The following is a 21,168-nucleotide window of genomic DNA, read 5'->3' as shown; positions in this document are numbered from 1 at the left end:
ATAAAGCGGATACATTATACTGTTTTAATAGATATCTATTAAACTGATCAATGAAGCTCAGTAGTATTCAACGGTGAATTTTTGAACATTAATTATAAATGGGAGGAAATTTATTTTGAAAAAAACAATTTTTTTAATCGTTACAACAACTTTACTAGGCTCATTATCAGCATGTAGCACAAATTCTAAGGAAACAACAAAGGAATCTAGCAACTCTGTCACTAAAGTCTCTTCAAGCAAAGAAGCAGAGCACTCTGCTTTAAAAGCAAATAGTTGGTTTGATGAAAATTATCAAACGTTGAACAACTTAATCAAAGAAAATGGAGTCGATAGTAAGGCGTATGATGCAAAGAACAAGCCTTATGCTGTTTTTGATTGGGATAATACCACGATTTTTAACGACATCGGTGAAGCAACTTTTATGTTTCAATTCGAGAATTTAAGATTTAAAATGACGCCAGATGAATTAGAGAATGCGTTAAAAATGAACATTCCAAAAGACAATTTCAAAGATGAATGGAACAATTCTGATGGTAATGCTGTTAATATTGACAAAGCTACAAGAGATATTGTCAATGACTACAAAATAATAGAACAATCATATGAAGGAATGAATGGGCAGAAAAAGCTTACGGAAATAAAAGAAACAGATGAATACAAAGATTTTTCAACGAAAATCCGTTATCTGTATGATGCAATAGGGGATACGTTTAGCTCAGATATTAGTTATCCGTGGGTGACATATCTGTTTACTGGTATGACGACAGATGAAGTACAAGCGTTGACTCGTGAAGCGATCGATCATTCACTTGAACTCCCTATAGAAATGGTGACACTAAAAAGTCCTGAATCATTAAAAAATGAAGCAGGGCAAGTTGAAGTGAATGTACAAAAAGGGATTCGAACACTTGCTGAAATGCAAAATTTATACAAAACGTTGATGGAAAATGGGATAGATGTATATGTTTGTTCTGCATCATACATTGATGTTATCATTCCTTTTGCTACCGAAGAAAAGTATGGTTATCAAGTACCAGCCGATCATATCTATGCGATGCGACTTGTAAAAGAGAATGACGTGATCCAAACTAAATTTGATACAGCCTACAATCAAACGCAAGGCGACGGCAAAACAAAAACAATCAAAAAATATATTGCTGAAAAGCATAACAATAATGGTCCAATCTTAGTTGCAGGGGATAGCGCTGGAGATGTAGCGATGTTGACTGACTTTGATGATATGAAGGTAGGCCTGATTTTTAATCGAAATAAATCAGGTGATATAGGTGAACTATACAAAAAAGCTACAGAGAAACAAAGTACAGATCAAAACTATTTGCTTCAAGGACGTGATGAGAATACTGGAAAGTTGATTCCAGAACAAGCGAGTATTCTTTTTGGTAAGGATAAAGCCACGTTATATTAAGACTATTACGACAATTTTTATGCTAAAGGAGTCTAAGAGCTATCTCAAGGACTCCTTTAAATTTTTTATCATTTCCACACAAAGAATGCCATCTTCAAAATATTCTTGTGAATGGATGGTATAGTTTAGTGAGGTATAAAAGTCTACAGCGGTTTTTTCTGCTGAAAGAACACTAAAGGAATAACCTGCATCTAGTGCTTTTTGTTCTAATAATAAAAGTAGATTCTTCCCGATCCCTTTGCCTCGAAAGTCTTTACGGACACAGAAGCGATCAGGCTGAATCGTGTGATCGTCTTTATTTTGGTAACGAATCGTTGCGATGGGAAGTGCTCCTTCATAAACAACAAAATAAGACCGATCTATGGTGTCCAGGTCATCAAACTCGTCTTGCACTGAAATACCTTGTTCAATGACGAAAACCTCATAACGCAAAGCAAAAGCCGCGGCTTGATTCCACCGCTCATTTCCAAAATGTATATGCATACGAACCTCCAGCTAATTTTCTTAATGAAAGAATCATTCAGTGGTATACTTAATCATAACAGATATTTTTGAAACGTACGAGGAGGGAATAGTGTGGATCTATTTGAACAAGTTGAATGGGCAAATTGGAAAAATTTGAAAGATCATGAAAAAGAATCGCTCTTACATCAATTGTTAATGTATTTTGTTCCACCAACTGTGGAAGTCAATACGATCCAATTAGTAAATTTTGAACTTTATGGAATTAAATGTCGAACGTTTGAATTGGAGTTTGATGGTGAATTATTTGTGTTTATCCCAGGCAATAGTGAAGCGATCCTTGGTTGGGATTTGGGTGCAGAAGGATTGCGCTCACATGAATTATTAGGATTTGACGTGGAGAGTTTAGAAAAAAATACATTCAAAACATCATTGACGAACGATGCAATTTTACCAGCCTCTGAATGGGTAGAAGAAGAAACAAATTATGATTTACATTCGTTAGAAGGGATTGCTGATTACATAAATGATCATACGACGGATTTAAGAAAAGTAGCGATTCCAGCTATGTTTGTTCAAAAATATGCATTGCCTGCTGGTACTGAATTTTTAGGAATATTTGACACGATCACTGGGACCTTTGAAGGAGAAGTAGAAAGATTTTTCCCGTATGAAAAGAGTATTTGTCAAAAGCTTTTTCCTAAATTAACAGCGCAAGAAAGCCTCACTTGGTCATTTCCGCAATCGTTGTTGGTCAAAAATGAGTTTTATTTAGAGTTTTTACCTGAATCGGATTATTATTTTGTCTATAGCCATAGTGATTTTACACATGAAGAATTAAAACTCGCGACAAAAAGGCAGGGATTTGACTTATTGTCTGAAGATCAATGGGAATATGCGGTAGGCGGTGGAACTCGTCGGCTATTTCGTTGGGGCAATGAATTATTGATTCAAAATAATGAGTCTGGATGCCAAATCAAAAGTAAGATGGATGGTGCGAATATGTTTGGCTTAGTGATCGATACACAGCAAAATCATTTTGAATTGACAGATGATTTGGCTAAAAGTAAATTGATTAAGCAACTCGTAGCAAAAGATACTTTGATTGAAAATATGTTACCGTTGTCCACCTATTTTTATTCTTCTCACAAGATTTCAATGGAACAAAAATTAAATCCGCAAGACTATCTCTATCGAAAGGTAATTAAAATTGAAAGTTAATAGAAAACATTGACTTTTTTTTAATCTTTCCTTATAATTTGTGGAGAAACTAAAGGATATGATTCGTTTTTTTAGTGTTTACAGAAAGTTCTTCGTTGCTGAAAGAAGAATAGCGCAAAAACGTAATTGCTCCCTTTTAATCACTTTGATAGAAATATCAACGCGACTCTGCGTTATAGAGTTTAAGAGGTAATGTATGTCAAAGCGACTTCATTGCAAACAAGGTGGTACCGCGATTTTTCGTCCTTGTGTTGCAGTGAAGACCGCTTTTTTTGTTGCACAAAATGGGTACGTCAATTAATTATTGTAGAAAGTAGGAATCGATCAATGAAACAATTATCAAGTAGTCAAGTTCGTCAAATGTATTTAGACTTTTTCAAATCTAAAGGACACTCTGTGGAGCCAAGCGCTTCATTAGTTCCAGTCAATGATCCAACCTTATTATGGATCAACTCTGGTGTTGCTACACTAAAAAAATATTTCGATGGTTCAGTAGTGCCGGAAAATCCAAGAATCACCAACGCTCAAAAATCGATCCGCACCAATGATATTGAAAATGTTGGGAAAACAGCACGTCACCATACTATGTTTGAAATGTTAGGAAATTTTTCAATTGGTGATTATTTCAAAAAAGAAGCGATCCACTGGGCGTGGGAATTTTTAACATCTCCAGATTGGATGGCGTTTGATCCAGAGAAGTTATATGTCACTGTTTATCCAAAAGATACAGAAGCTAAACGTATTTGGCATGAAGAAGTTGGCTTAACAATGGATCACATTATTGATATCGAAGATAATTTTTGGGATATCGGTGCAGGACCATGTGGACCAGATTCTGAAATTTTCTATGATCGCGGTGAATCATTTAATGATGTAGCAGAAGATGATCCAGAAAACTATCCTGGTGGCGAAAATGAACGTTATTTAGAAATTTGGAACTTAGTATTTTCTGAGTTTAATCATCAAGCGGATGACTCCTATGAGCCATTACCACATAAGAACATTGATACGGGCATGGGCTTAGAACGTGTAGTTTCTATCGTTCAAAATGCACCGACTAACTTTGAGACAGATTTATTTATGCCGATCATTCATGCTGTGGAAAAATTGAGCGGACAAGTAACATATGGTCAATCACCGCAAACAGATATTTCATTTAAAGTGATCGCGGATCATATTCGTGCATTATCTTTTGCAATCGGTGATGGTGCGCTACCTTCAAATGAAGGTCGCGGCTATGTGTTGCGTCGTTTATTACGTCGTGCGGTTATGCATGGGAAAAAGCTAGGAATCAACGAAGCTTTCTTATATAAACTAGTTCCTGTTGTTGGTGAAGTGATGGTAAGTTATTATCCAGAAGTACTACAACAAAAAGAATTTATCGAAAAAGTTGTGCGTACTGAAGAAGAACGTTTCCATGAAACGATCAATGAAGGATTAGATATTTTAAATGAATTAATTACGAAGGTAAAAGCAGCCAACGAAGATACGCTGAACGGTAAAGATATTTTTAAATTATACGATACGTATGGCTTCCCTGTTGAATTAACAGAAGAAGTTGCAGAAGATGCGGATTTAAAAGTCGATCATGCAGGCTTTGAAAAAGAAATGGAAGCGCAAAGAGAACGTGCTCGTTCTGCCCGTAGTAAAGAAACGTCAATGGGTGTACAATCGGCCGTATTGACTGATATCAAAGTTGAAAGTAAATTTGTCGGCTATAGTAATCTAGAAACAACAAGCAAACTGTTAATCATTTTAAAAGATGAAGAAATCCTTAGCGAACTTTCTGATGGAACAGCGCAATTGATCTTTGCTGAAACACCATTCTATGCAGAAATGGGTGGACAAGTAGCGGATCACGGAACGATCAAAGATCAAAATGGTACGATCGTAGCCCACGTAGAAAATGTTTTAAAAGCGCCAAATGGTCAATTTTTACACACCGTTCAAGTGACTGGTAAATTAGTTGAAGGCGCAATATACGAACTGCATGTAGATGAAAAAATGCGCAACCGCATCTTGAAAAATCATACTGCAACGCATTTACTACACCGTGCGTTGAAAGATATTTTAGGCGACCACGCGAATCAAGCTGGTTCATTAGTTGCTCCAGGACACTTACGTTTTGACTTTACTCATTTTGGTCAAGTCACTCCAGAAGAGTTAGTTCAAATGGAAGCAATCGTCAATGAAAAAATATGGGAAGCTATCCCAGTTGAAACAGTCGAAACGGATATCGATACAGCTAAAAATATGGGCGCTATGGCTTTATTCGGTGAAAAATACGGGAAAGAAGTCCGTGTTGTAAATATCGGCGGCTATTCAATCGAGCTTTGTGGTGGAACGCATGTGACGAATACAGAAGATATCGGTATTTTCAAAATCGTATCAGAGTCAGGAATCGGAGCAGGCGTGCGAAGAATCGAAGCTGTGACAAGTAAAGAGGCATATGAGCTAATGAATGAAGAAGAAAAACAATTAAAAGCCATTGCAGGAATTGTTAAATCACCTCAATTGAAAGAAGTTGTCTCAAAAACAGAACAATTACAACAACAATTACGTGATTTACAAAAAGAGAATGAACAACTTGCTGGAAAATTAGCAAATCAACAAGCAGGAGACATTTTCAAAGACATTAAAGAAGTCAATCACACAACATACATTGCGGCACAAGTAAACGTAAAAGATATGAATCAATTACGTCAATTAGCAGATCAATGGAAACAAAAAGAATTATCAGATGTTCTAGTTTTAGCTACAGCACAAGATGAAAAAGTTAGCTTATTAGCAGCTATGACAAAACAAGCAAATGAAAAAGGCTTAAAAGCGGGTGACTTGATCAAAACAATCGCACCAAAAGTTGGTGGCGGTGGCGGCGGTCGTCCAGATATGGCTCAAGCTGGCGGTAAAAATCCAGCTGGAATCAACGATGCGCTAAATGAAGTAGCAAGCTGGCTAGAAAAATAAGACGAAAAGCAGATAAAACCACTAAGTTCTTGGTTTTGTCTGCTTATTTTTTTGACATTTTAGAGGGATATTTCTTTCTTTTTTTTCATTTTGTTGTTAGATTTAAGATAACATTACTTAAAGAACTCTAATAAAAGGACGCTTACTAAATTAAATTATTCTAAAGCGAGAATATCAGAGGATCAATTTATTTTCATTTGTTTCATCGTTTTTATGAAACAACAGTTTAACATCAATGATAGTTTCAGAAATTGTATTGTGTTTTCTTTTGAAAAATTCAGAAAGAAAAGAATAATTTCTGAAACTTTTTATCTATTCTAAAAAAAGCTCACGATTGTCAGTCGTTTAACTAGCAAAAGAATCTAGAGTTGATTTAAGAGAGTGAGGGGAAAACAGATGCCTAACGAGAAAAGTCCAATAGCACGTTTTGAATCAGGTGAGAATTTCTATAGCCACCATTATTTTGGATTTCATCAAGCTGACTATAAGGGGCAAGAAGGCTTTGTTTTTAGAGTGTGGGCGCCAAATGCCCAACAAATTTGGTTAGTTGGTGATTTCAATGATTGGGACTATTCTTTGCCGATGAAAAAAGAAGCGCAATCTGACGTATGGGAAATTTTTACAACGAAGCCAAAAAGAGGCGAATTTTATAAATATTTAGTCAAACAAGAGAACGGAAGAATTGTTTATAAAATTGATCCCTTTGCAACATATTTTGAAAAACGCCCCCATGATGCAGCTGTCATCCATACTATACCAGAAAAAAAATGGCGAGATGGACTTTGGCGTGGGCGGACAAAGCATTCTAATTATTTTAAGCGTCCTATGAATATTTACGAAGTCCATGCAGGTTCATGGAAATCCAATGAAGATGGCACGCCTTATAGTTTTGAAAAATTAAAAGAGACACTCATTCCCTATGTCAAAGAAATGGGTTTTTCTCATATCGAGTTCATGCCATTGATGGAGCATCCTTTAGGCGAGTCGTGGGGGTATCAATTAATTGGCTATTTCGCACTAAGTTCTTATTATGGAACTCCAGAAGAGTTTCAAGATTTTGTGGAAGAATGTCATTTGAATAATATTGGTGTGTTGATTGATTGGGTGCCAGGTCATTTTTGTATTAATGATGATGCATTAGCTTATTATGATGGAACCCCTCAATTTGAATATAATGATCCAATTCGAGCAAAAAATGTGCGTTGGGGTTCGCTAAATTTTGATTTAAGCAAACCTCAGATTCAAAGTTTTTTGATTTCCAGCGCCTTGTATTGGATCGAAATGTTTCATATTGATGGCATCCGTGTAGATGCTGTTTCTAATATGCTCTATCTTGATTACGATGATGGACCTACAGTAATCAAGCAAGCGAGTGACAATCGAAATTGGGATGGGTTTTACTTTTTACAAAAGCTAAATGCAGTGATTAAACTGGCTCATCCTAATGTGATCATGATTGCTGAGGAGAGTTCTTCGGAAACTAAAATTACTGGTACGATCGAAAATGGAGCTTTGGGGTTTGATTATAAATGGAATTTAGGCTGGATGAATGACACGTTATGTTTTTATGAAATGGACGCTGCATTTCGGAAATATCATTTTCATTTACTTACATTTTCTTTCATGTATATGATGAATGAAAATTATATTTTACCACTATCACACGATGAAGTTGTGCATGGAAAAAGAAGTTTGATGCATAAAATGTGGGGAGATCGGTATAAACAATTTGCTCAACTTCGTAATTTGTACGTGTATTTAATCACTCACCCTGGCAAAAAATTATTATTTATGGGAAGTGAGTGGGGACAATTTCTAGAATGGAAATCTGATCAGGCGTTGGAGTGGGTCGATCTTGAAGATGAAATGAATGGCAGTATGCAACATTTTACAAAGAGACTTAATGCGTTTTATCAAAATGAAAAATCCTTGTGGGAATTGGATCATACGGCTGAAACAATTGAAATTATTGACGCAGATAATAGTGAGCAGACCGTACTGAGCTTTATTCGCAAAGGAAAAGCCAAAAAAGATTTCTTGATTGTTATCTTGAATTTTTCGCCGATTGAAAGACAAAATTTTAAAGTAGGAGTGCCTTTTCCAGGTAGTTATGAAGAAGTGCTGAATACTGAAATGAAAGAATTTGGCGGTACATGGATCGAACCGAATCAAATCAGTAAAACAAGTCAAGAGCCTTACAAACATTTTGATTATCAAATCCAAACCATTGTACCTTCACTAGGCGCAATTATTTTAAAACCTAAAGAAATCAATATACGAATCAAAAAAATGAATGAACACAGTGCAAAGTGAAATAGAAAAAATAACAATCTTAGTTTTAATCGAAAAAATGCGATTTTTTGAAAGGGGGTAGGGTGAACTGTTCACCCAAAGTGTATGAAAACAGAAATGCTTGCAATGATTTTAGCTGGAGGACAAGGAACTCGTCTAGGAAAGCTAACAAAAAATATCGCCAAACCCGCTGTCCCTTTTGGCGGCAGATACCGAATTATTGATTTTACGCTAAGTAATTGTATCAACTCAGGAATAAAAAATGTTGGAGTCGTAACACAATATCAACCACTAGCATTAAACAATCACATTGGAAATGGCGCAAGCTGGGGATTGGACGGCATCAATTCTGGTGTAACGATTTTACAGCCTTATTCAAGTTCTGATGGTGAAAAGTGGTTTGAAGGAACAGCTCATGCGATTTATCAAAATATTTCTTATATTGATCAGATGGACCCTCAATATGTCTTGATATTATCAGGTGATCATATTTATAAAATGAATTATGAAACGATGTTGGAAGAGCATATTGCAAATAATGCTTCGTTGACTGTGGCAGTGATTGAAGTACCTATAGAAGAAGCATCGCGCTTTGGTATTATGAATACGGATGAAAATGACCGTATCATTGAGTTTGATGAAAAACCAGCGGAACCTAAGAGTAATTTAGCTTCGATGGGTATCTATATTTTTAACTGGGGACGTTTACGCAATGTTTTGTTAAATAGCTATTCAAAGGATGGTCAGATGCTCGATTTTGGAAAACATGTGATTCCTTCTTATTTAGAAGCAGGTGAAAATGTCTATGCTTACCACTTTGACGGTTATTGGAAAGATGTTGGTACAATTGACTCTTTGTGGGGAGCGAACATGGAATTTATCCGTTTAGAAAACGAGTTGGACATGCGTAATAAGAGCTGGCGCATGTTTTCAAAAAATACTATTTCACCACCACATTTTATTACAGAAACAGCCTCTGTTAAAAATTCACTGGTCGTTGATGGTTGTTATGTGGCTGGAAGCGTCAAGAATAGTATTTTATCAACTGACGTTCAAATAAAAATAGGTTCAACGATTGAAAACAGTGTAATCATGCCAGGCGCTACGATTGGTAAAAATGCTAAAATCAAAAATGCGATTATTGGAGAAAATGCGATCATTGGTGATAATGCAGTGGTTTATAAAGAAAACGATATCGAAGTAGTTGGTTATTCAGAAGTGATTGGGGTGCAAAGCGATGAAGACTAAAAAAATGTGTGCTATTTTAGGTAATGTATCAAAATTCCATGAGTTATTACCATTGACTGAAAATCGTCCTTTAGACACTTTGCCGTTTGATTGTAAGTATCGTCTGATCGACTTTCCTCTTTCAAGTATTGCAAATGCAAATATCAATTCAATTTTTATGGTCTTTAACGACGGGGAAACACGTTCAGTCTTCGATCATATCGGTGGGGGGAAAGAGTGGAATCTAGACTCGTTACAAAATCGTTATTTTGTTTATTTTTACCAAGATTTTCTCAAACAAAAAGAGCAAGGGCTTCCGTATTTTGATTCTGTGATCGACTATCTTGAAAAATCAGAATCAGAATATACTGTGCTTACTGGAAGCAATATGTTATGTAACATTGATTTACGAGCAGTGTTGAAGAGTCATCGAAATCAAAAAAAACAGATGACAGTCGTTTATAAACGAATGAAACGTGAAGAAATTTCTTTAAATGATAGTATCATTGACGTGAATTCGGAAGGAAATGCCGTGAGTATTCAAAAGTTCAAGGAAAGTGAAAAAGAGGAACAGTTCAATCTTTGTATGGGGATCTACATTGTTCAAACGAAGTGGTTGATCGAACAATTGAACATCGGCCAAAAGAATGACCATTCACCAAGTATTCACATTTTTCTAGAAAATAAAATAGCAGAAGAATCCACTGCTGCCTATGAATATACTGGCTATTTAAGTAATATTCACGATGTTACTTCTTACTATAAAGCCAATATGGATATGTTGGATTCAAACAAATTCAACTCATTGATGTATTCTAAACAAAAAATCTACACCAAATTAAAAAATGAAGTACCAACTTATTACTCAGAAAATTCGTTAGTGAAAAATAGTCAATGTGCTACAGGTTGTATCATTGAGGGGAGCCTTGAGAACAGTTTGATTTCAAGACGATCAATTGTTAAGAATGGAGCGATAATCAAACATTCAATCGTGATGTCAAATGCAAAAATTGCTGAAAACGTAGTGATCGAATATGCGATATTAGATAAAAATGTAACAGTTGAAGCAGGAGTCAAAATCATTGGGACTCCTGAGCATCCAATTGTAATTGAAAAAAATCAAGTAGTTTCAACTGATAAATGGAGGAAATGAGTGATGAAAGTATTATTTGCATCTGCAGAGTGTGCCCCATTTTTTAAAACAGGTGGTTTAGGAGACGTGGCAGGCGCATTACCCAAGGAGCTGGCTAAAAAAGGAATCGAGATTTCTGTCGTATTGCCTTATTTTACAAAGATGCCGGATACTTACAAGGAACAATGTGAGGATGTCGTCGATTTCTATGTCGATGTTGGTTGGCGTCACCAATACTGTGGCATCAAACGGTTGATCAGACAGGGAGTTACGTATTACTTTATCGATAACTTGTATTATTTTGACCGAGATAAACTGTATGGCTATTACGATGACGGCGAACGTTTTGCCTTCTTTTCTTTGGCTATAATAGAGATGTTGGAAAAAATTGATTTTATACCTGATGTGATGCACGTCAACGATTTTCATACGGCGATGATTCCCTTTTTATTAAAAGAAAAATATCAATGGATCAAAATGTATCGTTCGATCAAAACAGTATTGACCATCCATAATATTGAGTTTCAAGGAGCGTATAGTGAGGATCTATTACCAGATTTATTCGGTATGGGATTTGAGCGCTTTAACGATGGCGCTGCTCGGTTCCGTGATGGCATCAACTATTTAAAAGCAGGAATCATGTATGCCGATCAAGTGAATACTGTAAGTCCTACATACGCGAAAGAAATTAAAACACCGGAATTTGGTTTTGGCTTGGATGGAATATTACGTTTAGAGCAAGGCAAACTGAGCGGGATTTTAAATGGGATCGATTATGATTCAAATGATCCAGAAACGGATAAGTTGATTCCAGCACATTTTTCTGTAAAAGAATTGTCTGGAAAAGAACGAAACAAACAAGCGTTACAAAGAAAAATGAACTTGCCAGTTAAATCAGATGTGCCCTTGATAGGAATTGTAAGTCGTTTGACATTTCAAAAAGGTTTTCATTTGATTTTGGATGAATTAGCGCATTTATTGGAAAAGGATGTACAATTGGTCCTGTTAGGAACAGGGGATACAGGAATTGAAAATTCTTTCCGTTATTTTGCTAGTCGCTATCCAGATAAATTTAGTGCCAATATCACGTTTGATGTTGCTCTAGCCCAACTAATATATGCCGGAGCTGATTTGTTTTTGATGCCCTCTGCGACTGAACCTTGCGGCTTATCTCAAATGATCGCAATGCGTTACGGCACATTGCCGATCGTTCATGAAATCGGCGGGTTGAAAGATACAGTAAAGCCGTATAATCCAATCACAAAAACAGGTACAGGTTTTGGCTTTTCTGAGTTTAACTCGTATTACTTGATGTATAGTACACTAAATGCTATTGACCTTTATTGGAATGACCAGCAGACATGGAAGCAATTAATGAAAACGGCGATGGAAAAGGATTTTAGTTGGGAAAAATCAAGTCAGCTTTATTTAGATTTATATAAAAAAGCGAGTGCTATATGAATGTTTTAGCATAATGAAAATCACTACTATTCCTGCAAATAAGTGGGATAGTAGTGATTTTATACTCACGATAGAACACCAAAGACGATCAGATTATATGAAACGAACAAAAGAAAATCAATATGGCGTACGTTGATCAAACAAGATGGTAAATCAAGCTTATTAAAAATCTAGATCCTGAATAGGAGAATCATATGACTGAGTTTTATTATAATTCGTGGTTGGAACAATATAAACGGCCATTTGGAGCAATCAAAGCAGGAAAATCTGTCGAAATTTTCATTGATTGTCCTAATATGAAAATCGCTGCTCTTTATTTTGTTATTCGTAAAGAAGATGGCGTTCAAGGAGTAGAGCAATATTTGATGGAATCGGACCAGAATGGACGTTATCACTGTTCTTATTTGCTTAGCCAAGGAAAGGGTCTTTATTATTATCATTTTAGGGTTCAAACGAGAAATGATGAGAATCAGCTTGAAACCTTTTTTTATGGGGCAACAAAAGAACATGGTGGTATCGGTCAAGTATACAGAGAAGATATGCAGTTGATTCCGTATCAACTGACTTGTTTTTCAACAGCAGAAAAAGCACCGACGTGGTATCGTGAGGCTGTATTTTACCAAATTTTTCCTGATCGTTTTCATAATGGAAATCCTCATGGACAAATTAGTCAGCCAAAGAAGAACTCTTTTATCTATGGCAATCATAGTGATGAACCGATGTATGTAAAAAACGAGGTTGGAGAAATCGCTCGTTGGGATTTTCAAGGTGGAAACTTTTTAGGGATTATCCAAAAAATTCCTTATTTAAAGGAATTAGGAGTGAATGCGATCTATTTAAATCCTATTTTTGAATCTGTTAGTAATCACCGCTATGATACCGTCGATTATTTAATGATCGATGGTATGTTAGGAGATGAAGTTATCTTTAAGCAATTGGTGGATACGCTGCATGAACATGATATGTATCTAATTTTAGATGGTGTTTTTAATCATGTAGGAAAAAATAGTCGTTACTTTAATTACGATGGTAGTTACGGTACCAAAACTGGTGCGTATAGAAATTCGGAGAGTCTGTATTATTCTTGGTTTACTTTTATAGATTATCCTAAGTCATATGAATCATGGTGGGGGATCGCTGATTTGCCGCAGGTAAATAAGGAAAATCGAGAGTTTCAAGAATTTATTTATGGTAAAACAAATAGTGTCTTAGCAAAATGGAATAGCTTTGGTATAGATGGTTGGCGATTGGATGTTGCTGACGAACTGCCTGATTTTTTTATTCAAGGTATACGGCAAAATTTAGAGCAGTACACTGAAAAAATTTTACTTGGCGAAGTGTGGGAAGATGCCTCGAATAAAATTGCTTACAATCAAAGACGTCAATATATATTAGGTGACGTATTGCATGGTGTGATGAATTATCCCCTTCGCACAATTATCTTATCGCTGTTAAGAGAAGAAACTACAACAGAAATAAGTGCTAAAAACCTGACTATTCTTGAAGAAAATTACCCATCAGACATTTTTATGAATAACCTGAATAATTTAGGGACTCATGATACTGAGCGTCTGCTGACGATGATGAACGAAAATATAACAAAAATGTTGAGCGCTTTTTCACTAATGATTGTTTTACCAGGCATCCCTTGTCTTTATTATGGAGATGAAGCGGGACTGACTGGAGGGAAAGATCCGGAAAATCGGAAATATTTTCCATGGGGAAGTGAAGAGTTGGTCATCCAAACGCAAATAAAAAAATGGATCGATATCCGTAAAAAAAGCGCAGCTTTGAAGTACGGTAACGTGTATCCCTTTTATACAAAGGACTTGTTTGGAATTTTGCGGACGACAGCAAAAGAGTATGCACTTTATATTTTAAATCCAACGAATTACCTAAAACAAATCAATGTATCTGAATTTATTTTTACAAAACAATGCCCACTAAGTGAGGAAAGAGTCGGCAATATGTTGGAAGAACTGAAAATCGCCCCCTATGATCATGTCTTTATTTCAGGCGAAATGGAAACTTTTGATTGACGATATCGAAAAACCAAGGTATACTTTTAGCGAGAAATGAATGAATCAAAGAAAGCCATAGAGGTGTTTTTGTGAGTGTAAGTATCTAACTAGAGGAAATGAATAGCTGAAGAATTAATGTCCATTTTTTAGAGGGCTTCTTTAGTATACCTATGTTGATACCTATCTTAACTCATAAAAAATAGCTGATAGATCATGTATATCTATCTTTATTTATCGATTATTGAGGGATGAAGGGAAGACTTCATCCTTTTTTGTTATCGTTTTGCTATAAAACTCTTTGACCATTCAAAAAAGATAGGTATCTCTTAAATGAAAAGGAGATACGTATGAATCAAGATACTTATAATAAAACCCAATTTACGACAATCAAAGAAAAGCTAATGACGTATGCTATCAGTTTTTACGGAAAAGAACTTATCAAGAATATGCGTCCAAGCAGTCAGTTGGATATAGTGAAAAAACGCCTGCAAGAAACAGCAGAAGCAAAAGCTCTGCTCTTAGCCAATTTGCATGTTCCTTTTATGGGGCTAAACAACATAGAGCATCTGACAAATCAAGTGGAAAAAGGATTTGTTTTAGAGCCGAGTGAATTAGTCAGCTATGCAGACTTTCTTAGAAGTAGCCGCTTAATTCAATCATTTATGAAAAAAAATGAATTTATTGCGCCGCTTTTAGCTAGATATAGTGAATCGTTACAGCTGTTTTCCAACATTGAAGACGAAATTTATCAGGTCATTCGTCATAATAAAGTAGAGAATGATGCTAGTCGTGAGCTTCGTAAAATTCGTAGAGCCATTCAAGAATGCGAAAAAGAAATCGAATCAAAATTGAATTCATTTCTTCGAAATACCCAAAATAAGCCTAAAATACAAGAAGCAGTTATCGTTAAGAAAAATGATCGCTATACAGTGCCGATCAAAGCAACGTATAAAAACCAAATTTCAGGAACGATCGTGGAAGCTTCTTCTAAAGGAACAACCGTTTTTATTGAACCTGTAACAGTAACGAAGTTAAATGATAAATTATATCAATTGAAGATGGAAGAAGCGACAGAAGTCTATCAAATTTTATCTACATTAACAGGGCTGATTGCAGAACAAATGAGTTTGATTCAATCAAACTTAGAAGTGGTTGCGCAATTTGATATGATCTTTGCGAAAGCGAAATACAGCAGAGAAATCAATGGTATCGAGCCTGAAATCAATCAGGAGGGAATCCTTGAATTTGTCAATGTGAAGCATACTTTATTGGGTGAAGCTGCTGTTCCTTTAAATCTATCGCTAGGAAAAGACTATCGTGGTTTGACTATAACTGGACCAAATGCTGGTGGAAAGACAGTGGTATTAAAAACAGTGGGTCTGATTTGTCTGCAAACGATGCTTGGTGTACAAATCGTTGCAGATGCAGGTACAAACATTGCTATTTTCGATCAGATTTTCGTTGACATCGGAGATCAGCAAAGTATTGAGAATGCCTTAAGCACCTTTTCAGGTCATATGCATAATATTTCTGAAATTTTAGCGAAAACAAAACAGAATAGTTTGATTTTGCTAGATGAAATCGGCAGTGGGACTGAGCCGAATGAAGGAGCGGCCTTGGCAATTGCAATCATGGAAGCTTTCTATAAAAAAGGCAGTATCATTATTACGACAACTCATTATGGTGAAATTAAACGATTTTCTGAACAACACGACGACTTTTTAACTGCTGCAATGGCTTTTGATTCAGAACACTTAACGCCAAAATATCAACTGATCTTAGGGGAAACTGGAGAAAGCAATGCGTTTTGGATCGCCAATAAGATGAATTTAGATAAACAAGTCGTTATTCGTGCTCAAAACTATTTACACAACCGCAACTATTCAACAAAAAAAGAGACAACTCTACCAAAACTCAAAAAACAAAAAGAGCAAACCTGCTCTACAACCTATGAAAAAGGGGATAGAGTATTTTGGACGGAGAAAAAGCAAATTGCTTTGGTCTATGAATCGATGGAAATGACAGATGATGTGATCATTTTTGTGGAGAATAAAAAAGTGAAAGTGCATAACCGTCAATTAAAACTAGACCGTAGTGCAAAAGAATTATATCCGCCAAATTATGATCTAGATTCGTTATTTGAAGATTACCATGACCGCAAGAAAATTCGAGATCTTGAAAGAGGATCAAAGAAGGCACATAAAAAATTAAGAAAAGAAATGCAGGAAAGACAATCAAAAAATAATCATCACTAAGATATTCTGAAATGTGGCGTAACTACAAGGACATAAAAACAGCGTATCGTTCTGCTTTTTTATGTCCTTGTTATTTTAGTTGATTAAAAAGTCTTGCATATAATTTCCTTCTTTCAAAGTTTTCAACCCTATTTTTCAATGGTATAATAACTTCGGAGGAATATGACGAATGAATGAAAATCAATTATCAAAACGTTTAGCTCGTGTGGGAGAATTAGTCCCTGAACAAAGCCGTTTAGCAGATATCGGTTCTGACCATGCGTATTTACCAGTAGCATTAGTTTTACAAAAGAAACTTGATTTTGCGGTGGCAGGTGAAGTAGTCAAAGGACCTTATGAAGCGGCCCAAAAACAAGTGCGAAAAAATGGTTTAACTGATCAAATCACGGTCCGTTTAGCAGATGGCTTAGATGCGATAGAGGAAACCGACAAAATCACAGCAGTCACGATTTGTGGTATGGGTGGTGTTTTGATCCGTGATATTTTGGACGCTGGTTGGACAAATCAACGACTTCAAGGAAATGAACGCCTCGTTTTACAGCCAAATATTGGCGAAAAGCCGTTACGTGATTGGTTGACTGTTCACGGTTATACAATTATTGAAGAAGATATCTTAGAAGAAAATAATAAAATCTATGAAATCATCGTGGCTGCTAGACAAGGGACAAGAGTTGCCTATTCAGAAAAAGAACGTCTTTTCGGACCGATTTTGCTAAAAAAACAGTCCCCTATTTTTCACAAAAAATGGCATGGGGAAGTAAAACAACGTGAGGCTATTTTAGCACAATTAGCCAAAGCATCAGGTGATCAGCAAGTAAGAATGCAACAAATAGAAAAAGAAATCATTGAAATTCAGGAGGTTTTATCAAATGAGTCTTGAGGGTACAACATTTATTGAACATTTTGAAGCCTATTGTCCTCAATGGTTGGCTGAAGCGGGCGATCCTGTAGGATTACACATCGGTACACTGAATAAAAAATTAGATCGAGTGTTAGTCACATTAGATGTTAGACCAGAAGTAGTTGCAGAAGCGATCGAGAAACAAGTGGACTTGATCATCGCAAAACACCCACCTATTTTTAGACCAGTAAAACGTTTAGATACAGATGATTTACAAACTAAGATGTATGCGGATTTATTAAAGCACGATATTGCTGTTTTTGCAGCACATACGAATATGGATATTATTGAAAATGGTTTAAACGATTGGTTTTGTGAACTTTTAGAAATTCAAGATACGACGTACTTAACCAAAACCCATACGGTTGGCTATAAAAAATTAGCTGTTTTCGTTCCTGTCGATTGTGCGGCGAATATGCGTCAAGTATTAGGACAAGCAGGTGCGGGCCTTCAAGGTGATTATTCAAATACAAGTTACTCTTTGATTGGGACAGGAAGATTTACGCCGGGTGCTGGTGCTAATCCAACACTTGGTACAATCGGTAAAGAAGAAGCTGTTCAAGAGGCAAAAATCGAAGTGATTTTTCCAGAGACAATCGAAGCAAAAGTCATTCAAGCAATGTTAGAAGCACATCCCTATGAAGAACCAGCTTATGATGTATATCAGATCGAAAACATCACTAGAGAATATGGTTTAGGGCGAGTGGGTCATTTAGAAAAAGCAGTTTCTTTAAACGATTTCGTGTCTACCATCAAAGAGACATTTGATTTAGATGGTTTAAGAATCATAGCAGAAGATGAGAATAAACTGATTCAGCGTGTTGCAATCTGTGGCGGTAGTGGTGAGAAATTTTTCCGTGATGCCATCAAAAAACAGGCAGATGTTTATATCACAGGAGACGTTTATTATCATACAGGACATGATATGCTGACGGAGGGGTTGTCCGTGATTGATCCTGGTCATTATATCGAGCAATTATGCAAACCGAAGTTGGTGGAACTATTCAATCAATGGAAAAAAGATTATAATTGGGATATAACGTTTATCGAATCAGAAGTAAATACGAATCCGTTTAAATTTAGATAAAGTGGAAAGAAGGAACTTAACTATGTATGAAAATTTATTACCACGTTTTTTACGCTACGTAAAAACAGAAACTCGCTCTAACCCGAAAAGTGAAACAACTCCTTCAACTCAAACCCAAGTTGATTTTGCGCAAACGTTGAAAAAAGAATTGGAAGAAATCGGTATGAGTGATGTGGTTTATAACGAAACAAATGGTTTTGTGATTGCTACTTTGCCAAGTAATGTAGACAAAGAAGTTCGCTCAATCGGATTTATTGCTCATATGGATACAGCAGATTTTAATGCAGTAGATGTCAATCCGCAAATCATCGAAAACTATGATGGTGAATCAACGATCAAATTAGACAAAGAAGGAAAATTCACATTAAATACAACAGATTTTCCTAATCTAAAAAACTATGCAAATCAAACCTTGATCACAACTGACGGCACAACACTTTTAGGTGCGGATGATAAGTCTGGAATCGCTGAAATCATGACAGCAATGGAAATTCTGATCAAAAACCCATCGATCAAACATGGAACGATTCGTGTTGCATTTGGTCCTGATGAAGAAATCGGTGTAGGCGCTGATAAATTTGATGTAGAGCAATTTAACGTTGATTTTGCTTATACGATGGATGGCGGCCCAGTTGGCGAATTACAATTTGAAACATTCAACGCAGCCCAAGCAGAGGTTACGATCCAAGGAAAAAATGTTCATCCTGGAACAGCAAAAAATACAATGATCAATGCATTACAGTTGGCGATCGATTTTCATAATCAATTACCACAAAACGAAGTACCAGAGAAAACAGACGGTTATGAAGGGTTTTTCCACTTAGCTCAAATGAGTGGAACACCAGAAGAAGCTCAGATGACTTATATCATCCGTGACCATGATCGCGAAAAATTTGAAGCTAGAAAAGCCCTGATTCTTAAAGTTCAAGAAATAATCAATCAGCCATTTGATCAAGAGCGGGTTCAAATCGATTTATTTGATCAATATTATAATATGGGTGAAGTGATTGAAAAAGATATGAGCATTATAGAATTAGCTAAAAATGCGATGATCGAGCTAGATATCGAACCTCTGATCGAACCTGTTCGTGGCGGAACAGATGGTTCTAAAATTTCTTATCTAGGGATTCCAACGCCGAATATTTTTGCTGGTGGTGAAAATATGCATGGACGTTTTGAATTTGTTTCCTTGCAATCAATGGAAAAAGCGACGGATGTCATTGTTAAAATTGCAGAATCGAATGCTAAATAAAACTAGCAGTTAGTGTTAATAATAGTAAAATTTAAAAAGAGGGAGTAAAGTTACAGTAGTGACTTACTTCCTGTTTTTCTGTTAAAATCAGATGAGTTCTACTCAGTTTATTTTGAAGCAGAGTCAATAAAATCAATGGATGTCGAGAAATACAAGATGGAACGTTGATACATTATATAAGGAGGAACGTAAATGGAAAATGTAATGATTCTCTTTAATGAAACATCAGGTAAAGATAAGGGAAAAGAATTAGCGGAACAGTTTGTAGAGTATGCAAAAAATCATGGTCAAACATCCACGAATTTTTTACTAGAACAAGTTGGTCCTGATTGCGATAGTGGCAAAACGCTTAAAAAAGCGAAAACTGAAAATGTTGATACCTTGATTTTCATCGGTGGTGATGGAACGATCAATCATAATGTAGAAGATTTCAAAGAAGAATTACCACACTTAAAAGTAGGCTTATTGCCTGGCGGCACAGTGAATAATATGGCTAAAGTCTTAGGAATTCCTATGAAGTTTGAGGATGCTGCTGATATAATTTTAGGTGGTGTTACAAGAAAAATCGATTATGGAATGATCAATAAAAAAGTCATCATTAGTACAATGACAATTGGTATTTTAGCAGATACTGCTGCAAGAATCAGCCAAGAAGATAAACAAAAATATGGAAAACTTATTTTTGTGAAGAATTTTTTCAAATTACTCGCTAAGAAAAAACGTTATCGTTTAGAGATCAAAATCGATAAAGAGCAATGGCAAGGGAAAACACAATTAGTAACCGTGACGATGACGAATTCTGTTGGAGGGTATACCAATTTTGATGATTCAGCTTCACCAGATGATGGATTGTTTCATTTGACGATCTTACCAAAATTAAACTTTTTCAAATTAGCCTTTTATCTACCAAAAATTATTTTAGGCAAGGTTTATGAAATTCCCGGATTAAAATACATGACAGCAGCTGAAATAAGTATTAAAAATACATCCGAAAAAAAAGTAGGAACACGCGTTGATGGGGATCCAAGCGAAGATTTGCCAGTTCAAATGAAAGTCGTCAAACATGGCCTTACAGTTTTTGTACCAGAATCTTCGATCTGATTTTTTGTTGGATTGTTAAATTTCCTTTACAGTTCTTGTTCTTTAAGGGTATTCTAATAAGAGAATGATATTGGAGGAAAAAGTATGACAGAGTTGTTGAGGCATTTACCGTGGGTGTATTTACTTAGTCTAAATGTGATTGAATTTTTTGCAATGTATATAGACAAACAACGGGCCAGAAGAAGAAAATGGCGGATACCAGAATCCAAGCTGCTTTTTATAGGAGTGATTGGCGGGGGAGTTGGTGGTTTACTAGCACAGCAATTATTTCATCATAAAACGAGAAAATTACGCTTTTATTTTTGCTTTATTTTTGGTACACTTGTGACTATTGCAATTATTTGTTTTAGTTATCAAAAATAA

General features: G+C 35.8%; 15 protein-coding genes. 14 read left to right on the top strand and 1 reads right to left on the bottom strand.

Annotated elements, in window-relative coordinates:
* The first annotated feature begins 112 nt into the window (after window positions 1-112).
* Entirely contained in the window at window positions 113-1,426 is a 1,314-nt protein-coding gene (locus tag AC4BB7_RS11390; protein WP_490485144.1) for an HAD family hydrolase, read from the top strand.
* Between the two features lie 39 nt (window positions 1,427-1,465).
* Here AC4BB7_RS11390 and AC4BB7_RS11385 read toward each other — a convergent pair whose 3' ends face one another.
* A complete protein-coding gene (locus AC4BB7_RS11385) occupies window positions 1,466-1,909 on the bottom strand; it encodes a GNAT family N-acetyltransferase (RefSeq protein WP_490483095.1) in 444 nt (147 codons plus the stop codon).
* Window positions 1,910-2,002: 93 nt separating this feature from the next.
* Between AC4BB7_RS11385 and AC4BB7_RS11380 the strand changes: the two genes are divergently transcribed.
* The 13 genes from AC4BB7_RS11380 (at window position 2,003) to AC4BB7_RS11320 (ending at window position 21,168) form a co-directional block, all read left to right on the top strand.
* Window positions 2,003-3,109, top strand: coding sequence for a DUF7278 family profilin-like fold-containing protein (locus AC4BB7_RS11380; RefSeq protein ID WP_490483094.1), 1,107 nt, complete (start codon window positions 2,003-2,005; stop codon window positions 3,107-3,109).
* Window positions 3,110-3,436: 327 nt separating this feature from the next.
* Window positions 3,437-6,076, top strand: a complete 2,640-nt coding sequence (gene alaS / locus AC4BB7_RS11375; RefSeq protein ID WP_490483093.1) for an alanine--tRNA ligase — start codon at window positions 3,437-3,439, stop codon at window positions 6,074-6,076.
* A 396-nt stretch (window positions 6,077-6,472) separates the two neighbouring features.
* Window positions 6,473-8,389 carry a 1,4-alpha-glucan branching protein GlgB gene (gene glgB / locus AC4BB7_RS11370; RefSeq protein WP_086313621.1) on the top strand — a complete coding sequence of 639 codons (1,917 nt, stop codon included), beginning with the start codon at window positions 6,473-6,475 and terminating at the stop codon, window positions 8,387-8,389.
* Window positions 8,390-8,473: 84 nt separating this feature from the next.
* The gene (locus tag AC4BB7_RS11365) at window positions 8,474-9,616 is read left to right on the top strand and encodes a glucose-1-phosphate adenylyltransferase (protein ID WP_490483092.1); all 1,143 of its coding nucleotides are present in this window, start codon (window positions 8,474-8,476) and stop codon (window positions 9,614-9,616) included.
* A complete protein-coding gene (glgD, locus tag AC4BB7_RS11360; RefSeq protein WP_490483091.1) occupies window positions 9,606-10,748 on the top strand; it encodes a glucose-1-phosphate adenylyltransferase subunit GlgD in 1,143 nt (380 codons plus the stop codon). Before AC4BB7_RS11365 ends, glgD begins: the two co-directional genes overlap by 11 nt.
* A 3-nt stretch (window positions 10,749-10,751) precedes the next feature.
* Window positions 10,752-12,188 carry a glycogen synthase GlgA gene (gene glgA / locus AC4BB7_RS11355; RefSeq protein WP_490483090.1) on the top strand — a complete coding sequence of 479 codons (1,437 nt, stop codon included), beginning with the start codon at window positions 10,752-10,754 and terminating at the stop codon, window positions 12,186-12,188.
* 194 nt (window positions 12,189-12,382) lie between these two features.
* Window positions 12,383-14,227, top strand: coding sequence for a glycoside hydrolase family 13 protein (locus AC4BB7_RS11350; protein ID WP_490483089.1), 1,845 nt, complete (start codon window positions 12,383-12,385; stop codon window positions 14,225-14,227).
* 329 nt (window positions 14,228-14,556) lie between these two features.
* Window positions 14,557-16,464, top strand: a complete 1,908-nt coding sequence (locus AC4BB7_RS11345) for an endonuclease MutS2 (RefSeq protein WP_086313617.1) — start codon at window positions 14,557-14,559, stop codon at window positions 16,462-16,464.
* 169 nt (window positions 16,465-16,633) lie between these two features.
* On the top strand, window positions 16,634-17,344 hold the full coding sequence (locus tag AC4BB7_RS11340) for a tRNA (adenine(22)-N(1))-methyltransferase (protein ID WP_490483088.1): 711 nt from the start codon (window positions 16,634-16,636) through the stop codon (window positions 17,342-17,344).
* The gene (locus AC4BB7_RS11335; protein ID WP_490483087.1) at window positions 17,334-18,452 is read left to right on the top strand and encodes a Nif3-like dinuclear metal center hexameric protein; all 1,119 of its coding nucleotides are present in this window, start codon (window positions 17,334-17,336) and stop codon (window positions 18,450-18,452) included. The genes AC4BB7_RS11340 and AC4BB7_RS11335 overlap by 11 nt, the downstream gene beginning before the upstream one ends.
* 22 nt (window positions 18,453-18,474) lie before the next feature.
* Window positions 18,475-19,704, top strand: a complete 1,230-nt coding sequence (pepT, locus tag AC4BB7_RS11330) for a peptidase T (RefSeq protein WP_490483086.1) — start codon at window positions 18,475-18,477, stop codon at window positions 19,702-19,704.
* 192 nt (window positions 19,705-19,896) lie between these two features.
* The gene (locus AC4BB7_RS11325; RefSeq protein ID WP_490483085.1) at window positions 19,897-20,805 is read left to right on the top strand and encodes a diacylglycerol/lipid kinase family protein; all 909 of its coding nucleotides are present in this window, start codon (window positions 19,897-19,899) and stop codon (window positions 20,803-20,805) included.
* Window positions 20,806-20,889: 84 nt separating this feature from the next.
* Window positions 20,890-21,168, top strand: a complete 279-nt coding sequence (locus tag AC4BB7_RS11320) for a DUF1294 domain-containing protein (RefSeq protein ID WP_490483084.1) — start codon at window positions 20,890-20,892, stop codon at window positions 21,166-21,168.

The organism is Enterococcus sp. AAFC-DPL-5182, assembly GCF_058216605.1.
The sequence above is the reverse complement of the archived record's forward strand: the minus strand, read 5'-3'. Positions and strand labels throughout refer to the sequence as shown.

What these genes read in the sequence shown, in the direction of transcription:
- AC4BB7_RS11385 (WP_490483095.1), bottom strand. Translation starts at nt 1,909, where the DNA reads ATGCATATACATTTTGGAAATGAGCGGTGGAATCAAGCCGCGGCTTTT.
- AC4BB7_RS11335 (WP_490483087.1), top strand. Translation starts at nt 17,334, where the DNA reads ATGAGTCTTGAGGGTACAACATTTATTGAACATTTTGAAGCCTATTGT.
- AC4BB7_RS11320 (WP_490483084.1), top strand. Translation starts at nt 20,890, where the DNA reads ATGACAGAGTTGTTGAGGCATTTACCGTGGGTGTATTTACTTAGTCTA.
- glgB (WP_086313621.1), top strand. Translation starts at nt 6,473, where the DNA reads ATGCCTAACGAGAAAAGTCCAATAGCACGTTTTGAATCAGGTGAGAAT.
- AC4BB7_RS11365 (WP_490483092.1), top strand. Translation starts at nt 8,474, where the DNA reads ATGAAAACAGAAATGCTTGCAATGATTTTAGCTGGAGGACAAGGAACT.
- AC4BB7_RS11340 (WP_490483088.1), top strand. Translation starts at nt 16,634, where the DNA reads ATGAATGAAAATCAATTATCAAAACGTTTAGCTCGTGTGGGAGAATTA.
- alaS (WP_490483093.1), top strand. Translation starts at nt 3,437, where the DNA reads ATGAAACAATTATCAAGTAGTCAAGTTCGTCAAATGTATTTAGACTTT.
- pepT (WP_490483086.1), top strand. Translation starts at nt 18,475, where the DNA reads ATGTATGAAAATTTATTACCACGTTTTTTACGCTACGTAAAAACAGAA.
- glgA (WP_490483090.1), top strand. Translation starts at nt 10,752, where the DNA reads ATGAAAGTATTATTTGCATCTGCAGAGTGTGCCCCATTTTTTAAAACA.
- AC4BB7_RS11350 (WP_490483089.1), top strand. Translation starts at nt 12,383, where the DNA reads ATGACTGAGTTTTATTATAATTCGTGGTTGGAACAATATAAACGGCCA.
- AC4BB7_RS11325 (WP_490483085.1), top strand. Translation starts at nt 19,897, where the DNA reads ATGGAAAATGTAATGATTCTCTTTAATGAAACATCAGGTAAAGATAAG.
- glgD (WP_490483091.1), top strand. Translation starts at nt 9,606, where the DNA reads ATGAAGACTAAAAAAATGTGTGCTATTTTAGGTAATGTATCAAAATTC.
- AC4BB7_RS11345 (WP_086313617.1), top strand. Translation starts at nt 14,557, where the DNA reads ATGAATCAAGATACTTATAATAAAACCCAATTTACGACAATCAAAGAA.